General features: G+C 58.5%; 16 protein-coding genes and 1 tRNA gene. 4 read left to right on the top strand and 13 right to left on the bottom strand.

Annotated features, from left to right (window positions below; translation table 11 throughout):
- Positions 1 to 9: 9 nt before the first annotated feature.
- The 7 genes from HJC04_RS13120 to HJC04_RS13150 all read right to left on the bottom strand — a co-directional run bounded on the left by HJC04_RS13120 (position 10) and on the right by HJC04_RS13150 (position 9,637).
- The gene (locus HJC04_RS13120; protein WP_221146406.1) at positions 10 to 3,144 is read right to left on the bottom strand and encodes a type I restriction endonuclease subunit R; all 3,135 of its coding nucleotides are present in this window, start codon (positions 3,142 to 3,144) and stop codon (positions 10 to 12) included.
- Positions 3,141 to 4,205 (bottom strand): restriction endonuclease, encoded by a 1,065-nt coding sequence (locus tag HJC04_RS13125; RefSeq protein WP_221146407.1) that lies wholly within the window; start codon positions 4,203 to 4,205, stop codon positions 3,141 to 3,143. Before HJC04_RS13125 ends, HJC04_RS13120 begins: the two co-directional genes overlap by 4 nt.
- Entirely contained in the window at positions 4,202 to 5,518 is a 1,317-nt protein-coding gene (locus HJC04_RS32100; RefSeq protein ID WP_221146408.1) for a restriction endonuclease subunit S, read from the bottom strand. Before HJC04_RS32100 ends, HJC04_RS13125 begins: the two co-directional genes overlap by 4 nt.
- A complete protein-coding gene (locus HJC04_RS13135; RefSeq protein WP_221146409.1) occupies positions 5,515 to 7,350 on the bottom strand; it encodes a class I SAM-dependent DNA methyltransferase in 1,836 nt (611 codons plus the stop codon). The genes HJC04_RS32100 and HJC04_RS13135 overlap by 4 nt, the downstream gene beginning before the upstream one ends.
- A gap of 475 nt (positions 7,351 to 7,825) precedes the next feature.
- Positions 7,826 to 8,374, bottom strand: a complete 549-nt coding sequence (locus HJC04_RS13140; protein ID WP_221146410.1) for a hypothetical protein — start codon at positions 8,372 to 8,374, stop codon at positions 7,826 to 7,828.
- A complete protein-coding gene (locus HJC04_RS13145) occupies positions 8,371 to 9,033 on the bottom strand; it encodes a recombinase family protein (RefSeq protein WP_221146411.1) in 663 nt (220 codons plus the stop codon). The genes HJC04_RS13140 and HJC04_RS13145 overlap by 4 nt, the downstream gene beginning before the upstream one ends.
- 91 nt (positions 9,034 to 9,124) lie before the next feature.
- Positions 9,125 to 9,637 carry a hypothetical protein gene (locus HJC04_RS13150; protein WP_221146412.1) on the bottom strand — a complete coding sequence of 171 codons (513 nt, stop codon included), beginning with the start codon at positions 9,635 to 9,637 and terminating at the stop codon, positions 9,125 to 9,127.
- 107 nt (positions 9,638 to 9,744) lie between these two features.
- Between HJC04_RS13150 and HJC04_RS13155 the strand changes: the two genes are divergently transcribed.
- Positions 9,745 to 9,987 (top strand): helix-turn-helix transcriptional regulator, encoded by a 243-nt coding sequence (locus tag HJC04_RS13155; RefSeq protein WP_311044465.1) that lies wholly within the window; start codon positions 9,745 to 9,747, stop codon positions 9,985 to 9,987.
- Between the two features lie 13 nt (positions 9,988 to 10,000).
- Here the strand turns inward: HJC04_RS13155 and HJC04_RS13160 are convergent, their stop codons facing one another.
- The 4 genes from HJC04_RS13160 to HJC04_RS13175 form a co-directional block, all read right to left on the bottom strand.
- The gene (locus HJC04_RS13160) at positions 10,001 to 10,780 is read right to left on the bottom strand and encodes a hypothetical protein (RefSeq protein ID WP_221146414.1); all 780 of its coding nucleotides are present in this window, start codon (positions 10,778 to 10,780) and stop codon (positions 10,001 to 10,003) included.
- Positions 10,770 to 11,555 carry a terminase large subunit domain-containing protein gene (locus HJC04_RS13165; protein WP_221146415.1) on the bottom strand — a complete coding sequence of 262 codons (786 nt, stop codon included), beginning with the start codon at positions 11,553 to 11,555 and terminating at the stop codon, positions 10,770 to 10,772. The genes HJC04_RS13160 and HJC04_RS13165 overlap by 11 nt, the downstream gene beginning before the upstream one ends.
- Positions 11,556 to 12,401: 846 nt before the next feature.
- Complete coding sequence (locus HJC04_RS13170; protein WP_221146416.1) at positions 12,402 to 12,839, bottom strand: hypothetical protein; 438 nt, start codon at positions 12,837 to 12,839, stop codon at positions 12,402 to 12,404.
- A 203-nt stretch (positions 12,840 to 13,042) separates the two neighbouring features.
- On the bottom strand, positions 13,043 to 13,543 hold the full coding sequence (locus tag HJC04_RS13175) for a hypothetical protein (protein WP_221146417.1): 501 nt from the start codon (positions 13,541 to 13,543) through the stop codon (positions 13,043 to 13,045).
- A 451-nt stretch (positions 13,544 to 13,994) separates the two neighbouring features.
- On the opposite strand from HJC04_RS13175, the gene HJC04_RS13180 reads away from it, so the two are divergent.
- The 3 genes from HJC04_RS13180 to HJC04_RS13190 are packed head-to-tail and all read left to right on the top strand — an operon-like array spanning position 13,995 to position 17,130.
- A complete protein-coding gene (locus HJC04_RS13180; RefSeq protein ID WP_221146418.1) occupies positions 13,995 to 15,467 on the top strand; it encodes a reverse transcriptase domain-containing protein in 1,473 nt (490 codons plus the stop codon).
- Between the two features lie 36 nt (positions 15,468 to 15,503).
- On the top strand, positions 15,504 to 15,959 hold the full coding sequence (locus HJC04_RS13185; protein ID WP_221146419.1) for a helix-turn-helix domain-containing protein: 456 nt from the start codon (positions 15,504 to 15,506) through the stop codon (positions 15,957 to 15,959).
- On the top strand, positions 15,934 to 17,130 hold the full coding sequence (locus HJC04_RS13190; RefSeq protein ID WP_221146420.1) for a site-specific integrase: 1,197 nt from the start codon (positions 15,934 to 15,936) through the stop codon (positions 17,128 to 17,130). The genes HJC04_RS13185 and HJC04_RS13190 overlap by 26 nt, the downstream gene beginning before the upstream one ends.
- Before the next feature lie 206 nt (positions 17,131 to 17,336).
- On the opposite strand, the gene HJC04_RS13195 is transcribed toward HJC04_RS13190, so the two are convergent.
- Together HJC04_RS13195 and cpdR1 are read right to left on the bottom strand one after the other, a co-directional pair.
- A tRNA-Val gene (locus HJC04_RS13195) sits at positions 17,337 to 17,411 on the bottom strand.
- A gap of 84 nt (positions 17,412 to 17,495) precedes the next feature.
- Positions 17,496 to 17,858 (bottom strand): response regulator CpdR1, encoded by a 363-nt coding sequence (gene cpdR1 / locus HJC04_RS13200; protein ID WP_003542883.1) that lies wholly within the window; start codon positions 17,856 to 17,858, stop codon positions 17,496 to 17,498.
- Positions 17,859 to 17,924 lie beyond the last annotated feature (66 nt).

Raw genomic sequence — 17,924 nt, forward strand, 5'->3', positions numbered from 1 at the left:
GCCGGTGCGTCACCAATTCGACGGTTCTGCTCCTTGACGCGCTGTTCCGCTTCTAAGCATCTCATAGAGCTGGCCTGGACCAAGCAGGACGCTTTTCAGTCCATCTCGTATGCGGTTCGAGTTGAGGGCCTGTTCGCTCATTGAGCGGTGCGCGTCAAAGGCGTCTATGATCGCGTCGATGATTGCTTGTGACAGGTCTGGTGAGTTTGAAAACTGCTCCTTGGTATTGTTCGCGGCTTGCTCGCCGAGACGTTCGGACTGCAGGAGCTTTCCCTTCAACACATTGTTTACGTAGACCAGTTGATCATCATCGGAAGTGTCGCCGGTGAAGAGCTCGTTAACCCTGGCAATGATGTCGGCCAACAGGGCTTTTTCCTTCTCCTGGACTGCACCCGAACCGGCATCATTTATCGCTTGCAGCTTTTCACCCATCCCACGCGCAAGGACGAGGTCACGCTTTCCCTTGGTGGAGAGCTTGTGGTGGCTTAAGACGATGCTAGAGGTATCCACCATCTCCCGTTCGCGTCCGAACTTGAGCAGGGGTAGCAGGCGGCGAAAGAAGATATGTCGCGCTTCCACAGCCGTATTGCCGAAGTCGATGACCTGGGACAGAAATACGTAGAGACGGATGAATGCGCCGATGTCGGTGCGGAAGAGGATAAGCGCGTCCATCTCATCTTTGGCTACCTTTTCCGCCCGTTGGTCCTTCGATGCCTGTGCTACTCGCTGACGTTCCTGGGCATTCCTGAAGCCGCGCAAGAGGCGGTCCGCGACCGGAGTAATTGCCGCCACAAGATCGCTATGCTTGGAGCTCGGGCTTAGCTCCGCATTAACGACGCGGTTCACCTCGAACTCATCGTAGTAGCCTAGTCCGTCAAGCTTAGCCTTCAAATCCAGAACGATGTTAGGGTCGGTGACATTGTCGAGCTCGGCCGTTTCGAAGTACGTTCGGAATGCGGTGATGATGTCGTCACCGGCATTGACGAAGTCGAGGACATAAGTAGTGTCCTTGCCAGGATGCGCCCGGTTCAGGCGGGAGAGTGTCTGGACAGCCTGGATGCCCGCGAGACGGCGGTCTACATACATGCCGCAGAGCAGCGGCTGGTCGAAGCCAGTCTGGAATTTGTTGGCGACCAGCAGTATGTGGTGTTCGGGCAGCTTGAACGCCTCTCGGATGTCTCGACCGGCAAGTCCGGGGTTCAGCTCCTTGCTGGCTTCGGTGAAAGGGTCCGGACCGGTCTTGGCGTCGTTGACCTCGCCCGAGAACGCCACCAGCGTCCGAAGGTCGTAGCCCTTCTCCTTTATGTATTTCTGGATTGCCACCTGCCAGCGCACCGCCTCTAAGCGGCTGCCGACCACCACCATCGCCTTCGCCCGACCGTCTAGGAGCGGTTGTACGTTGGCACGGTAGTGCTCAACGACGATCTGGACCTTTTGACTGATGTTATAGGGATGGAGTCGGACCCAGCGGAGCAGCGACTTCCGCGCTTCCGACCGCTCGACCTCTGTCTCTGCCTGCGTATCGTTCTGGCTCGCGAGCCGGAAGGCGAGGTCATACGGCGTGTAGTTGCGCAACACATCGAGGATGAAACCCTCTTCGATAGCTTGGCGCATCGAGTAGACGTGGAAGGGCAGAGGCAGGTTGGTTTCGCCGGCCGGTTCCTCGGGCTTTGGCCTGCGTCCGAACAGTTCCAGTGTCTTGCCCTTGGGGGTTGCGGTGAAGGCCACGTAGGTGATGCCGATCTCGGCCGCTCGGGACGCCATTTGTGCAGCTAGGATGTCCTCACTGCTGATCTCGCCGCCATCATTGAGGTTGGCAACCTCTTCCGCCGACAAAACCGCTTTGAGCTTGGCTGCAGCTTCGCCGGTCTGGCTAGAGTGCGCTTCGTCCGCGATAACCGCAAATCGCTTGCCCTGAGTGGCAGCAAGATTGCGCACCTCCTCGAGGGCGAACGGGAAGGTCTGGATGGTGCAGACTACGATCTTCTTGCCCCCCGCTAATGCGTGGGCCAGCTGGCCGCTCTTGGCGCCGCCCTCGGTGCGGATGGTCGCCACCACACCGGCATTGCGCTCGAAACTGAATATGGCTTCCTGCAGCTGTGTGTCGATGACGTTCCGGTCCGACACGACCAGGACGCTGTCGAAGACCTTGCGGTCCTGAATATCGTGAAGGTCCGCAAGGAAGTGGGCTGACCAGGCGATGGAGTTCGTCTTGCCCGAGCCAGCAGAGTGCTGAATAAGGTACTTCGCTCCGGCGCCGTCCTGCAGAACCGCCTGGCGGAGTTTCCGCGTGGCGTCGAGCTGGTGGAACCGAGGGAAGAGGTAGCGCGTCAGCTTCTTCTTGCTGTCCTTCTCCCCAACGATGTAGCGGCCGATGATCTCCAGCCAGCTGTCACGCTGCCACACCTCCTCCCAAAGGTAAGCGGTGGGATGGCCGGACGGGTTTGGCGGATTGCCCTTGCCGCCGCCATGCCCCCTGTTGAAGGGGAGAAAGGTGGTCAGTGGACCGATAAGCTTGGTGCTCATCATGACCTCGGCATTGCTCACTGCAAAGTGCACCATTGCGCCAGCAGGGAAGGCCAGCAGCGGCTCCTGTGCGCCGCCCTTGGGGTGAGGGTGCCGATCGAACCGATACTGATCCACAGCGTCCTGGACGGACTGGGTAAAGTCGGTCTTTAGCTCGACCGTCGCGACCGGCAAACCGTTGAGGAATAGTACCATATCGATGGCGTTCTCGTTGCCAGTGGAGTAGCGAACCTGTCGCACGACGCGAAGCCGGTTAGCCTCGTATCGCGCCAGGATGTTGGGGTTGATGCCCGATGCCGGACGGAATTGGGCGAGGCTCAAAGGTGCTCGCAGGCCAACCAACTCAACGCCGTTCCGCAGCACGTCCAGCGTCCCACGGTCCTCCAGCGCTTTGCGCACACGGTCGAGCACGATGGTCTCGGCTGCACTGCCGTTGTTCTTGACGAGTGTGGACCAGGCGTCCGGCTGGGTGGCTTGCAGCCAGGCAATGAGGTCATAGCCGAACAAGGCCCGACTGCGGTCGTAGAGCTGCGCGTCACCAGTGGCATACTGCCACCCATGCTGCGCAAGATGGTTGCAGATTTCGTCCTCGAAGCTGATCTCACGGTGGAGGTTCATGCGTCCATCTCGCCATCATTATCCAGCACTAGGGTCCAGGTTCTACGCAACGGCAGCTCGGCTCGGATGTCCTCGGGCAAGCGGTCGTAGACCGCGAGGAGGTTGTCGACCAATTCCTCGCGACCCCAAAGGCGAACCCGAAAGAAAAGCTCATTTGTTCGGCGGCGAACGGCGCTGGTGAAGCCACCCCAACTCACGATCAGACCGTGATCGGCGTGGGTGTCTTGGATGCTACCAATCAGCCCCTGCAGTGTCGGTTGATCGACTGTGACGCTTCCCGACTTTACCTGCGCCACAACCCGCGGGCCATCAAGTCCAAGCGGTCCATTGCCGGCCACGATGTCGACGCCAGCATCGGCCCCGGGTGGTGACACCCGAGTCTGATAACCTTGCGCGGAGAGAATGGCGGCAACGAGCCGGGTAAACTCATGGCCAGTGAAAACCGAGGCAATCCGACGCTGGATCTGGTCCCGTGCCAGCTGCTCCAGGTTGATTGGCTGGTCTGCGGCCTCCGTCGTCTCTTCTCTGGGAAGAGGCTTGGCCAGAGAGCCTCTGGTGGTGGTGGCCGGCAGTGCCCCATCTCCCGGATCGCGGCCGGTCTCCAATACCCCCTGGATCCGCCGCAGGGCTTCGTTTCGACTTATTTCGCACACGGTCATGAAAGCACCGAAGCTGTAGAGCAGGTCTTGCTTGAAGCTGTCGCGTGGCAAGTCGGTTCTAAGCCACTCCACCGGTCGGAGCACTTCGCCATTCGGTCCTGTGGCGTAAGGACCGGCAAGGCGTCCGATAGAGACGGTGCTTGTCGTCTTGAACGGGGTCACCACCAGGTCGCCAGTTTGCGCTACATTGACGAACTGGTTGACCTGAGCGCCGAAGTTTTTGTGCCGGTTCGGTTTATCGTTCGGGAATAGCTCGGCCATCTTGCCGATAAGGGCTTCTCGGTCCTTGAGGTGCGATATGTTCTCGTGTAGCCCGAAGCCGATGCGGAGCATATTGTCCTGAAGCGTAGCGGCTTCGTACTCACCGTTCTTGCCGAGCCGAACAAGCCAAAGCCGGGTCATGCTGCTTCGTCCCGCACGGCGATGTGGCGGACGTCGATCTTGCCCGTTGCCGCCAACGAAATCAGGGTGGAGCGGCGTTCTAGTAACAGTGACACCGAGCGGTCGCATTGCTCTTCAAGGGCGAGAAATTGCATCAACTGCGCCTTGAGCCAGGTCACGATCACCGCCTGTTCGTCTTTAGGTGGCAGCGCCAGTGGAAGTTCCATAAGGTTAGTGGACGAGATGGAAGCTAAGTTGGTGCTCTGCTTCGAGCGGCTCATAAAGTAGAAGCGGCCGTATGCAGAACTGGTGATCATGTTGAGCCACTCGGGTAGGACACCGTGAGGCCTGACTGAGAAAACGTGGTTTTGATGGACGCAAGGGTCGATGCTTCCATCCCATATGCCGCCTCGACCCAGCTTGTCGAAATCACCCCCCTCGTTCATCAGCACATCACCTTGGCGGAGTAGGTATCGGTCAAGGTCACCGACAGGCACCTCTATTTCCGCCACATCGGACAAATCGATGTAGCCGTCTTGAACATTCGCCACTCGTAGGTAGGGAACCTTGATCGTCGCCTGACCTGCAAGATCTTTTCCCTTTGCGGTCCCCGTCTGGACTGCAGCGACGAATTTTAATCGCGTTACATCCCAATGCTCCGGCACATCGCCTAACCACTCCACATCGGACGGCTTCATGCGGACGTTTGGATCGAGGCCCTTAGTAACTGCGTGGGAGATCACAGCCTGGCGCTTTTCCTTGAGCAGTTCGATCAGCCGCTTCTGCTCCTCTACCAGGGCATCAATCTTGCCCGTCTCGCGATCGAGGAAGGCGGCGATGGCTTTCTGCTCGGGGAACGGCGGCATCGCAAGAAGGATAGCCCGCATTTCGGAGAATTTCGTTGTCCAGAGGTCAGCCACGATGCCTTGGCCGTACCGATAAAATTCTTCCTGGAATGCCACCGACCTCAGGAGGTAGTGCACGAACCGGGAATGACATTCGGCCTGCGGCCGAAGCACGGTATTGATCAGCGACACAGAGCCATCCAACTCCGCAATGCCTGCCGAGCCCTTGCGGTCTGATCGGCTGTTAATCACGAAGTCACCATGAACAACTCTCTTGCGATTGTCGCCATCGTCCGTCTTTGCCGCTGTTTCGAGTTGAGGGACAATGCCGTTCTTGGTCACCGACAGTGGAGAATACTCCGTGTCACTCACCTTCTCGCGCCGCTCGTCAAAGAAGTAGCCCAAACGGCGAAGCGTCCAGTGCGACGGCACGTCCCCAAGCCAAGAGACGCCGCTAGGTGACATTCGTACGTACTTCGGATCGGTCACTGCGCAAGCTCCCCGATCATCTCGCGGATGCGGTTCGTGACCTGCTTCAGCTCGGCATCAATCTCCTCCAGCGGCCTGGGCGGTTCGAAGACGTAAAAATGGCGGTTGAAGGGGATTTCGTAGCCTACCCTGGTCTTATCATGATCGACCCATGCGTCTGGCGCATGGAGCAGGACTTCTCGCTCGAAGTAGTCCCCGACCTCCTCTGCCAACGGCACGTTTTCGCTGTCCCGCAGGTTGCTGTCCGGCTGCGGCTTCCCCTTGCTCTTGCCTCGCTGTCCCAGCACGATTTCCCCCGCTTGATCTCGCAGGGGCCTCTCCACGGTGATGCAACGATAGCCGAATGCCTGGTTCGGGAAGATGCGCGAGAGCGGTGCAATCTTCACCTTGCCACCGTCCGGTGCATTAGGTTCGGCTTCTCCTGGCCGGACAACCCGCCGCGCCAGTTCCTTTCCCTCGGGATCGAACACGGTCGCCAGCTGCGCCTCGGTGCACTCGCCGAAGAGCCTGGTGATCTCGTTGATGTCGGCGTCGGTCATCATCTTGCGCTTGGAGCCGAGGCTCTTGCGCATCTTCTGCCAAAAGCTGGACCCGTCGATGAGCTGCACGTGGCCCTTGCGGTTCGCGGACTTACGATTGGTGAGCACCCAGACGTAGGTCGAGATGCCTGTGTTGTAGAACATATCCGTTGGCAGCGCGACGATGGCCTCTAGCAGGTCATTCTCCAGCACGTAGCGCCTGATCTCGCTTTCTCCGCTGCCTGCGCTGCCCGTAAAAAGCGGGGAGCCGTTGAGAACGATGGCAAAGCGGCTGCCGCCATCCACCGCAGGCCGCATCTTCGAGACCAAGTGCATCAGGAACAGCAGCGAGCCATCGGACACACGAGGCAACCCTGGACCGAAGCGGCCGTTGAAGCCCTGTTGTTCGTGTTCCTTTCGGACTTCTTTCTCGACTTTCTTCCATTCGACGCCGAATGGCGGATTGGACAGCATGTAGTCGAACTTCTCGCCAGCGTGCCCGTCCTCCGATAACGTATTGCCGAAAACGATTTTGCTAACGTCCTGCCCCTTGATCAGCATGTCCGCCTTGCAGACCGCGTAGCTCTCGGGGTTCAGTTCTTGGCCGTTCATGACCAGACGAGCATTTGGGTTGTGTTCTACCACGTATTCGTCAGCAAGCGATAGCATTCCGCCTGTGCCAGCCGTTGGGTCGTATATTGTTCTGATCACGCCGGGCTTAGACAGTACCCCGTCATCTTCCACGAAGAGGAGGTGCACCATGAGGCTGATTACCTCGCGGGGGGTAAAGTGTTCGCCGGCAGTTTCATTGGACAGCTCCGAGAACCGCCTGATCAACTCCTCGAACACTAGTCCCATCTGATGGCTGCTGACTTTCTCGGGGTGAAGGTCGATGCGAGCAAACCGCTCTGTGACCTGGTAGAGCAGCCCCGCCTTGGACAGGCGGTCCACTTGCGTGACGAACTCGAACCGCTCGAAAATGTCTCGCACATCCTCCGAGAAGCCTCGGATGTAGAACTGCAAGTTCGCGGCGATGTTGTCCTGGTCGCCTATCAACCGCTTCATATCTATGTCGGATGTATTGAAAAAGGATAGCGCCGACTTTCGCTTAAGGAACGGCGTCGGGTCGATGCCCATGCCCTGACGGGCGTTGAACTCCGCGAGCACAGCTGCGCGGGTCGGCTCCAGAACACAGTCGAGGCGGCGCAGGACGGTGAAAGGTAGGATGACTTTGCCATAGTCCGCTTGCTTGTAATCTCCGCGCAGCAGATCCGCGACCGACCAGATGAAAGATGATAGTGCCTGCTGGTTCAATGCTATCCCTCGTAGTGTCTTCAGATGTGCCCTTGCGGCCGCTCAGCCACATTCAAGTCGGCCGACAAGCGGGGCCAACCATCGCTCGCTGTCCCGATGCTATTCGGAAAACCATAACCATCTTGTAAGGACAAGCAGAAAGGTGTGTCTGTGAGAGGCGCTGACCGCTCTGCGGTTGAGTTCTCGTGTCCACAATGGTAAAAAACCAATCCATCCAAGGGTTCGCCCAAAATCCGCAAATTGTCTAGTCAAAAAGGCACTCTGACGGCAATGCAGATTGCTCCGCCGCTTCTGCCCACAGCTAAACCCCTGTCGCGACTTAAATAATCCTTGCTGACCCTAGCGCCCGTTATCGTTGCTCACCGTCGGTTCAATGCCAAACTTATGTCTTACCGAGGCCTTGTGGCTCATTGGCACTCTGCAAGATCGCTTGGATTGGTGCAGCGCGTTGCAAAATCCGTTGACTAGACCCACTTCACTTGAACGGCGCTCCAGTCGCGCGCGAGGAGTCGGGATGCTCTTGGACATATCTTTCTTGCTTGAGCTTGCGAAGGCGGCGGGGGTTAATAACGAGCTCGGCTTCTTCGCGATGGGTCACCGCAAAAAATACTGCGGCCTTGGGTATCTCAGCGCTGGCCACCACTGGTTTAGCTACCGTCATCGACCGATGGCCGCGCGCGAACCCTTCCGCGACAGCTCGTTCGGTGGTCCACGAAAGACCTCTAATGCGGGTTTCTTGGCATCCACGATAGATGACGACAGGATCAGGCAAGGCTGAGAAATAGTGAAGCGCTTCGCTGTCCATCGCGTCCCTGGCGTGCCCCAAGCGCTTCAGAAGTATCAGAATGTCATTACGGTAGTGCCAAGTATTGTCGCAGGTTGAGTAGTTTTCCACAAAGATGCTCAAGCCCACCTCTTTAGGCGCGTGGAGGAGTATGTCGATAAGGGCGGAAATCCGATTGGTCGAGTTCGTAGCCCTTATCTTATCTTCGGCTTGCTCAGTGGTGAGACTTCCGCCGCTCATGAGCGCGTCCGTTCCAAAATGCGCTTGACCTGGGTGGCGCTCCATACGCTGCCGCGAGGCGTCGGAATGCCGCGAGAAGTTAGTTCTGATGCAATCGCCCGAAGAGACCCACCTGCTGCCTTAACGTCGCAGACAATCGGGGCGACCTGGGAAGCGAACTCTAAGGCCTTGGCTGTCTTGGCAGCGCGCCCGAGCCCCGGGTCAACCTTCACCCCACGGAAGCCACCCAGCACCTTTCCGCGCTCTTTGGCGGCCTTCAGAGCTGCCCTGGTGCGCTCGGAGATAAGACCGGCTTCAAGCTGGGCCACCGCCGCCATCTGCTGGAGAATGAAGCGGCCCATTGCGCCCTGGACCTGGGGAATGTCGCAGAAGATGACTTCCACGCCGCTGGCGAGTATGGCTTCCAAAAAAGCCACATTACGGGCGAGGCGGTCAACCTTAGCGACCACCAGGGGAAGGCGGAGCATCTTCGCTGCTGCCAATGCCTGCGCCAGCTCGGGACGGGAAGTGAGTTTGCCACTCTCCACTTCGGTGAACTCACGGACGGGCGGGAAGTCGTCACCCATGAAGCGGCGGACCGCCTCACGCTGAGCTTCAAGGCCGAGGCCCGAGCGGCCCTGCTTGTCCGTTGAAACTCTGTAGTAAGCCACACCGCGCATTTTTTACATTCCTGTCAATGTTCGTTGACTAGAATGTAAATGTAACGTACGCTTGCGTTATGTCAATTGCTGCGGAGGTCGTGTCCGCCCCTTAGTTCATGCTCCAGCGAATACCCGCAACGCTGAAATTAAGTTGGCGAGGACCCTCTTGATAGAAGTCGGCCTCAATGATGACTTTCGACGCGGATTGCATTTGCCGAAGAAAACCCGTCGCGTCATTTATGAAAATTGTCTTGGTGTTTCCGTCTGCTGCCTGATTGCACCTAAATTCTTGCAGTGGTCGTTCATCGAATTTCACCGACACCACGTCATAGCTGTAGCCAGAACATGTGAACTGGCCTTTGCTGATCATTAGGTATGCTTCTAGCTGATTGGGATCGTGGAGACGGAAGCCCAGCGTAGCGATTGATCCGCCGTCATATGGAAACGAGAAACTCAGTACGTTATCGCTTTTGACGCTAGCATAGTTGATCACACTACCGCGCATCTTGTCGATTTCCTGCTCGTACAGCCAGTCTGCGAGGGCAGGGGTACCTAGAAGTACGCAGCCAATTGCCATTAACTGCCTTTTTAATTTCATCTCTTCCCCGATTATCTTCAGCATATCCCGATCGTTGCTGCACCTGAGAAATAACGAAATCCTGTGGCGATAGCCAGTGGGTTAATAACCTTCTAAGCTTTCCATTGTGCGAAATGAACGGACGCGCACTCGTGGCTTGGAATTTACGCCGGATTAGGGTTGGCAAAGGGCTCTCTCAGGAGAAGCTTGCAGCGGACGCTGGTGTTGATCGCGCCTATTTCGCAAAACTAGAACGTCAAGCGGTGAATGTGGGTGTTGATGTTTTGGACAAGCTTTCCGGGGCGTTGGGGGTTCAGTTGGTCGAGTTCTTCGAGATGCCCGAAGAAGGGGCCGAGCAGCCATCAGTCCTGAGGGGTGGGCGTAAGCCAAAGTGACTTCCCCATGTTCCTAACGCCCTTCATCAACTGGCCAGGAAGGCCGGTCTTCCGGGAGGACATCCGTCGGCGGTGGCGGTGTCTGGTGGCCATGGCCGCCACGTTCGGCTTGCCAGACCGCGAGCGCTAGTGCGAGCACCAGATCATCATGTTCCCCTTCTCTCCAAACCCCATAACTGTCATGCCCGGCAGCGGAGAGCTTGCGGCGCATTTCCGTTAGCTCGCGGGCGAGGGTTGCTGCGTGCTGAAGTTCGGAGGAGATTTTCAGTACTCCCCCCTGGAGTGCCACCAATAGGCAGTTGACTAGATCGCGCTTGGGAACTCGCGGAGCGCGGCGGCTGCCTTGGACCTTTGCGCCGCCATGGATCGTGACTGCAACGGGTTGCAGTTCTGAAGAGCGCAGCATGTCCAGAACAGGACGCCCTACCCCAGTGGCGTCAACGATGAGCTGAGAATGTCCTCGAAGCTCAGGCCTCGCCATCAGGTCTGCTGTCATCGTGACAAGCCGGGGATAGGGGAGCCCTCTCACCCGGTCCAGGTGCGGCACCGTAAGCCCGCCGTCTGTCTTCTCCACAATTGCGATTGCGGTGAAGTCGGCAGCTTGTCCGAGGTCCAGTCCCACATAAAACTTGATCGGCTCCCCTTCCTCCCTTCGGCTGCGCAAGCGGCCCTCACCGTCGCGATAGATATTGCCTTGCGGACGAGTGCGCGGCGCAATCGTCCGGTCAGGTTCATAGACAACCCTTCGCGTGTGGGTCGGGTCGGAAAAGTCTCTGACGATCTTAAGTGGCATGGCCGGCACCTGAAGAAAATGAGGGGAATGCGGACGGAGAAAACAGCGGCGGTACGTCTGGGGTGATCGCCCGCGCGATCATGTCAGTGGGGAAGAGCTGCTCATCCGTGTCGACAAACTCGCAAAGGTACTCTTGTCGGTAGCGCCACTCCGGTTTTGCGGCGCGCTCCAGGGCCAGAAACTCGGGAGTAATGCGAGGGCTTTCAAGCGCCGTTACCCGCGTGCGATCCCACGCAGGATCATTGCCCGCCCAAGCATCGTAGAACCATCCGCGCCTCCCATTAGGTGTGGTCATCGCGATGAGGCGCCCGCCGGCAGCGAGCATCGGAGTAACTGCGTGGAAAAGCTCGTCTTCAATCCAGGCTGCCTCATCAAGGATGATGAGGCGAGGACCGGAGAAGCCGCGAACGGTGGTAGGGTTGCCGGAGAGCGAAACGATGCGAGAGCCGTTCGGCAGTTCTATGCGCTGCGCGCTTTCTGCCTCCGGGTCGGTGTCAGCAGCTTCGCGGTGGAATGCACACACCTTGCGGAATAGCTCTCGCGATTGCTGTTGCGATGGTGCCAGTAGAAGGATGAGGCTTCCGGGCAGATAAATCGCCGCGTGAGACGCGAGCGCGCCCGTCACCGTGCTCTTTCCGAGCTGGCGTGAGCTGAGGAGAAGCGTCCGGGGCGAGGTCGAACGGAGAAACGTCGCCTGCCAGGGGTCGGGCGGATAGCCCGCCTCCGCCATGAACAGAGCGGGGTCGAGCGCCATCGCCAAGTCGCGGGAGATCATTGCAGCTCCCCCGCCTCAGAGAGTGCCCCGACAACGGCAATGCGTGCTTCCGGGAAGGGCTCCAACGCCGTCATGAGGGCAGACCTAAGCTGCGTCCATTCCGGGGAGACCTGGAGTGGCAGCGAGGATGTCTCATCTGCGTTGCGTGGCATCAAGCGGGCGAGCCTGTCGAGGACGTTAACAGCTGCTCTGTTTGCGTCCAGGGCGAGCTTTGCGTCGCCGGATGCTGAGGCGCTGCGAAGGATGGTGACGGCATTGTCTCTAAGCTCGCAGGCAAGCGCATACGGGTCTAGCGGGACGCCGGGAGCCGTCGCAGTCGGCGCCTCGGTTGCCGGTGCCGCCCTGCTCTGCCCTGCTGACGTACTAGAGGAGGGGAGAGTGCGGTTGCCGCTTGCGTCTTCGAGCTGAAGGGCTCGCCGTTCTGCCGGTGACGTAGAGTGCTGGTCTAAGTCGATTGCAACGCGTTGCAATCCCGTCGGGCGGATGGGCTGAGCTGACTGTGTGCCCATGGGCTCAGCTGCCGTGCGATGCGCCTGGGCCGCTGCTCTAAGACTTGTCGACAGGTGGTTCTGAGAATGCCGGTGGAGGGCTGCCGGTCTCAGGCCGAAGCCAGCCGCCACCGCTCGAAGCGAACGGCCCGACACAAGCTGCGCTTCAATTGCTGTTCTCTGAGGATGTTCGCAGCATGCGCAAATTCGGGGCATCTGACGTGTATTCCTTGGAGCTGTCTCGCTAACCGTTGAGCGTTGTCTCGTTTGTCTCGTTTCGTTTGTGTCCAGCGGCAGCACATAGACGCATTCCCAAGTCCTAATACTTGCCGCTGGGCGCGTGTTGCTCAGGGCTTGGTCATGCGAGGTTGTCGCGAAGAGAGCCCTGGAGGTCACCGGCATCATTTGGTGCCGCGCGGAGCGTGTCGCGGAGGATGAGCAGCGTGGAGAGGCGCACGCTGTCCTGTGTGAACTGCTGGCATGCCGCCTCCAGCATTTCCTTCCTGCCCACCAAGGAGTGCTCGGCTTCTTCGCCCACGAGGCGAGCCACGGTGATGAGACCGGCCCGCGCCATCTCAGTGGTGAAGGTGACTTGTTCGTCCAGGTCTTCAAAGACGGGTGCCAGGGCGGGCGGGATAGCAGCTGCGTTCGCACTGGTGCGGAAAAGATCGATCACAGACAGTGACAGCAGGAAGTCTGGGGACGACTGGAGGAGATCGCGCGGCGACACCAAGGCGAAGGGCTCGGGATTAGTGAAGGCTTCGAGCGGTTCGGCGATATGGGGGCTCATGGTCATGATGTTGGGTCCTGGGTCATCGGGGTGGATTTGGGGGTGGGCGAATGCCGGTGACGCGGCTGCGGAGCGCTGGACACCTCGTCAATTTCTTTCGTGGAAGGCTTGCGGTGTCTGTCTGACGAAGAAGGCGGGAGGCAGCCACTGGCACGGCGGTTTTGCCTGCCCGGCGAGATGCTTCCGGGCAGGAATGGGTGGAATAGTGATCAGGGCAGGCGGGGATAGAAGCCGCGAGCGCCGGAGCCGTTGTCGTGGAAAGCAATGAGGCCCCGGCGTTCCAGCTCAGAGCGGGCAGTGGTCGCCTCTTGTTCAGTGACGCCGAGCGCGTTCTTCACGACGAAGGCGCTGAGGTCGATGAGCTGCGCGCCGCGATAAGCTTCATCGGCTTTCACCACGAGGCTTAGGAGCTGTGCCGCATTCGGTGAGAGATCATTCTTCAGCGCTGTCACACGCGGATGGATATCAACGGGCGCGCTCTTCTTGCCCTGCACTTTCTGTTCCGACGCCTCCGGCATGATAAGGATGGAATGAATACCGCTTGAGGAGCGGGTGCCTATTGACGCGGGCACTGCACCACGATTGATTTCTTCCATCGTGGCTTCAACGGACTTGGCCTTTGCAACGCGCCGCTGATGCTCCAGCTCGGAGCGTGTCGGCGCGGTATCTGCCTTCTTGGCGATGGTGTTAGGGATAAGCGGGGCTGTCATGGTCTTTCCTTTCGGTGAGAGGGAGGTCAGGCCCTGTCTAGCGTTGCAACGGGTTGCACGCGCTGACGCTGACGGACCGCCGGGGCAGCGAGTTCGATTTGCATGCGCAGAATGGCAGCGCGCAAGTAGTCAGACCGACTCGCGAAATAGCCCCTGCTTCCAGGGACGCCCCTCAACAGCGCTGCGTCAATCTCTGCGCACAGGGCGGGCGGGACATGGCATCCTATGAAAACACGAGGTGTCATTTAAGGGCTCCTTCAAAGACAGTTCATTCATGGGCTTCACTCTAAAAGCAATTTTTTGAAATTCAATCAAAAGTTGGCTTTTTGCCAGAAAAAAACTATATATATCAAAGTGTTCGTCAACGCGAAATTCACTGTGTTGGTCAACGCGAAATTCACTTTAGACTTGCTCCAGGTTGTAAAAAAAGGTAAGTCATTGGAAGCCAACGATGGAGCATTTCGTGACTTCGAAACTTAGCCGACGCGACCGCCGGCGAGGCGCGACACAAGCTGCAAAGCTTCAGAGCCGCATTGCGCGGGCTGAGGCCGAAGGCAAAGGAAGGAAAGCCCGTAGTCTGCGCCGTTTGTTCGCGCGGAGCTATTCGGTAGCGCTCGGCCTAACGATGAAGGAAATGGCGCGTCAGAATGCCCGGCAGCGCCGCCCGGTTTTTACGAAAAGCGACAGCCAGATCGATTGCAACGCGTTGCAAAGAGGTCTCGTCGGCGAAATCTGGTTTGATGAAGAACTCGGCAAGTCAGAAGTGTTCATCCCGAGGTTTGCCGACGACGAGATGATCAGCGCTGACATCGTTCAGGTCCGACCACCATCAGGCAGGCGGCACCGGAGGCCGTGGAGAAACAAAGATGCGCGGCGGAAGGCGACATCGATCCAGCTTGGCCACGCTCCTGGAGACCGTTACACGGTCTTCGCGGTGAAGAAGTCCAGCGGCGGAATACGACCGGTCCATGCTTACGGAGTGACCGATCGAGTCCGGCAGCGCCTGCTCCTTATGGCTTATGGTGACCGGCTTCCGATAAATGAAAACATCTACAGTGCACGGGGAAAGGGCGGCAGGCCGGCCGCTCTCAGCGAAGTCGTCAGACGCATTGATGCCGGGGCGAAGTGGGCTGCGGTGCTCGACATAAAGAATTTCTTTGGCACGGCGGACCGGGGGTGGCTGATGCGCAAACTCCCGATGCCTAAGGCCTATATCCGTTCAACAATTCTTCAGGAGGATACCAGCGAACTGGAAGGCCGCTTTATGAGAGATGGTACGGGCATAGCCCGGACACGTGCGCGTCTGATCATTGAGGATCAGATGTCTGCTCAGGATGTTCATGACCTGTTGTTCAAGTCGCAAGCTGGGTTGCCTCAAGGAGCCGCTACGTCCGCCACACTCGCCTCGCACATTGTAACCGACGCAATGAAGATGATGAAGCTGCCCTGTGGCGTCTTCTTGATCGTCTATGCTGATGACATGCTACTGCTGGGCGACAAAAAGGCCGATGTGGAGAAGGCGCTATTGACCTTGAGCGGGACCTTTTCGTCCCATCCCGGCGGTCCCTTCGAACTCCACGAGCAGAGACTACGACGCGCGTCCGACGGTTTCGATTTTCTTGGAATGTCCTTTCGACGCCGACGAAGGCATGTTGATTGCGTCCCGGACGCTGACGCGCTCAAGAAAGCTCAGAAGCGGATAATAAGCGCGGCGCTGGAATGTATCGAACTCGGGCAGACGGTGGCGCTTGAACGCTCGGTTGCCGGCGTTATGGCAAGCTTTACGCCATGGCGAGCTCGCTTAAACTGGCTTTGGCACCTCCTTAACCAGTTGAAGCCGGTGTTCCCGGAGCTTCACGAGTGTTTGGGAGCGGTCTATGCGAGCCTAAGAGCCGCAGCGCAGACTGAGCTCTCCAGCATGTAATTTAAATCGCTTAAATTGATTTGGGAGCGCTGGAGCGTGTCTAAGGGAAAAATGCACACTGGTCTGCTCGACAGGCTTGGAGCGTCTGTTCGGGCCTCCTACGAGGTGGACAGGCGAGACAATCCCCATTGCTTTACCGGAAGCCACGACGGCCTAGGCAACGAGTTCCTCTTTGTCGAGAACGTGGCCCGCATGCTGGGGTGCGGCGTGGACTTCGTCCGGCGCATCCCGCGAGCCGAACTGCCCGCGTCAAAAGTTGGCGCTCGCCTGATCTATCGGCGGGCAGATGTGGTCGCTTTTGTTACCGCGCGGCGGAGCCTGGGGAGCGGTGCCAAGATGGAGCCGAGCCGAAAGGTGCGCACGCCCGTCGCGCGGGAGCCGTTGCAACTCGTTGCACCGGAAAAGGCTGGGTCGTTCGACCCGGTGAGCTACGTGCGAAGTCTGACGAAAGGGGAAAACCGAAGAGATGACAAAAGCAAAATTAGAGGCTGAGAAGATCGGGCCGTTCCGGGTCGCTCCGCGCATACGCGAAGGTGCTCATACGGGAACGTGGATCATTGATGTTCCGCCACATCTTTCACCGACTGGGAAGCGTGCCCGCCATACGCTGGCAACGAAGACCGAAGCGCTTGCCGACGCTAAACGGATGCTGAGGGAGCTTCAGCTTGATGGAGCGCTCTCGGGACGCGGCTTCGGTCGCAAACTGAGCGGCGTCACCCTGGCGGAGGTCTCAAAACGGTGGCTGGAGGAGCAAGTTGACAGGGTTGCCACTGGCAAAAAGCGACAATCGTCCTTAGACGCTGACGGCTTCAAGCTGAAGGCAATTCTGGGCAAGTTTCCCGAAACCGATATTTCCACCATCGGCACCAGGGACATGGCTGACTATCAGAAGCACCGGGTTGAAGCCGGTTGTGTTGCGGCTACAATCAACGCAGAGACCTCGTTGTTCCTCCAGGTGCTCCGGTGGGCGCAAGAGAAGGGCCTCGTGGAGAAGCTTCCAAAGGTCGAGCGTATTCCGCTGGCGGTGAAGCGAGTGGACGTACCTACGCCTGAAGAAATGTCCGGCATCATGGATGCTCTCGGGAAGGAGAGGGCTCTGCTGGTGCGGTTCCTAGCGGAGACCGGCGTCCGCAAGACGGAGGCTTTCACTCTCGAATGGTCCGACCTAGACACGGCAAATCAGCTCGTGGCTATCCGTCGTAAAGATGGCTTCACGCCCAAGACTCGCCATTCGGACAGAGACATTCCGATAAGTGCTTCCCTCTGTGATGCGCTCTCAGAAGCGAAGCGTGCGGCTCGTGCCAAAGCACTGACGGCAGGCGAGACGCCGCCGCCTCTAGTCTTCCCAGGCCGATTTGGTGGCAGGCTTGTGAACATTCGTCGCGCTCTCGCGAGTGCGGTGAAGAAAGCCGGAGTTAAGCGGAACGGACAGCCGCTGAAGTTGTCGCCTCACGTCCTTCGCAAGGCGATGGCGACGTGGCTCCACGTTCGCGGCGTGCCAGACGCTCTTCTCCAGCCGCGCCTTGGACATGCGCCAGGGAGCCGCGTGACGAAGTCTGTCTACGTCAAAGTCACTACGGAGGACATGCGTGCGTCTGTGATCGATCTAGAGGCGGAGCGCCGTGCTCGCGTGGGCGCTCCAGAAACTGCCAAGACGGCTTAGCCATTCGCAGCCGGTGTCAGATACGCACCAATAGAATTGGCGATTGCCCGGTGCAATGGGTTGCAAATTGGGAAGACCAATAAAGTGTCCAAGTGAAAAGCGTCTCGGGTGCCGTTTTGGCACCGCTTCGCCGCCCTAACTTGGCACTATTTGGCACCAGAGACTAAGAAGGCCTCAGCAATTTCTCGCTAAGGCCTTGAAAAGGATGGTGGGCGTGACAGGGATTGAACCTGTGACCCCTACGATGTCAACGTAGTGCTCTCCCGCTGAGCTACACGCCCATCCGATGGCGGCGCATAGATCACAAAACCTTCGGAGCCGTCAATAGGCTTTTTTCAGTTTTGTGACGCGCCGCCCGACAAGCCTTACGCGGCAAGCATTTTATTGACCTCGTCGACGAGGTCGCGCAGGTGGAAAGGCTTGGAAAGGACCTTGGCATCCTTCGGCGCCTTCGAATCGGGGTTCAGCGCCACGGCGGCAAAACCGGTGATGAACATCACCTTCAGATCGGGATCGAGTTCGGTGGCCCGGCGCGCCAGCTCGATGCCATCCATTTCGGGCATGACGATATCAGTCAGCAGCAGGGAAAATGGCTCCTCGCGCAGCCGGTCATAGGCGCTGGCGCCATTGTCGTAAGAAAGGACCTTGTAGCCGGCCTTTTCGAGCGCTTTCACCAGGAAACGGCGCATGTCGTTGTCGTCTTCGGCGAGAAGTATCTTCTGAGTCATCAATCCAGACCGCTAATCAATAGGTTTTGGGTGGGCTGCCAGCCGTCTACACTAGTCTTTGCCCGG

Source organism: Rhizobium sp. NLR8a (genome assembly GCF_019685235.1).
In the GTDB taxonomy this organism is placed as follows: Bacteria; Pseudomonadota; Alphaproteobacteria; order Rhizobiales; family Rhizobiaceae; genus Rhizobium.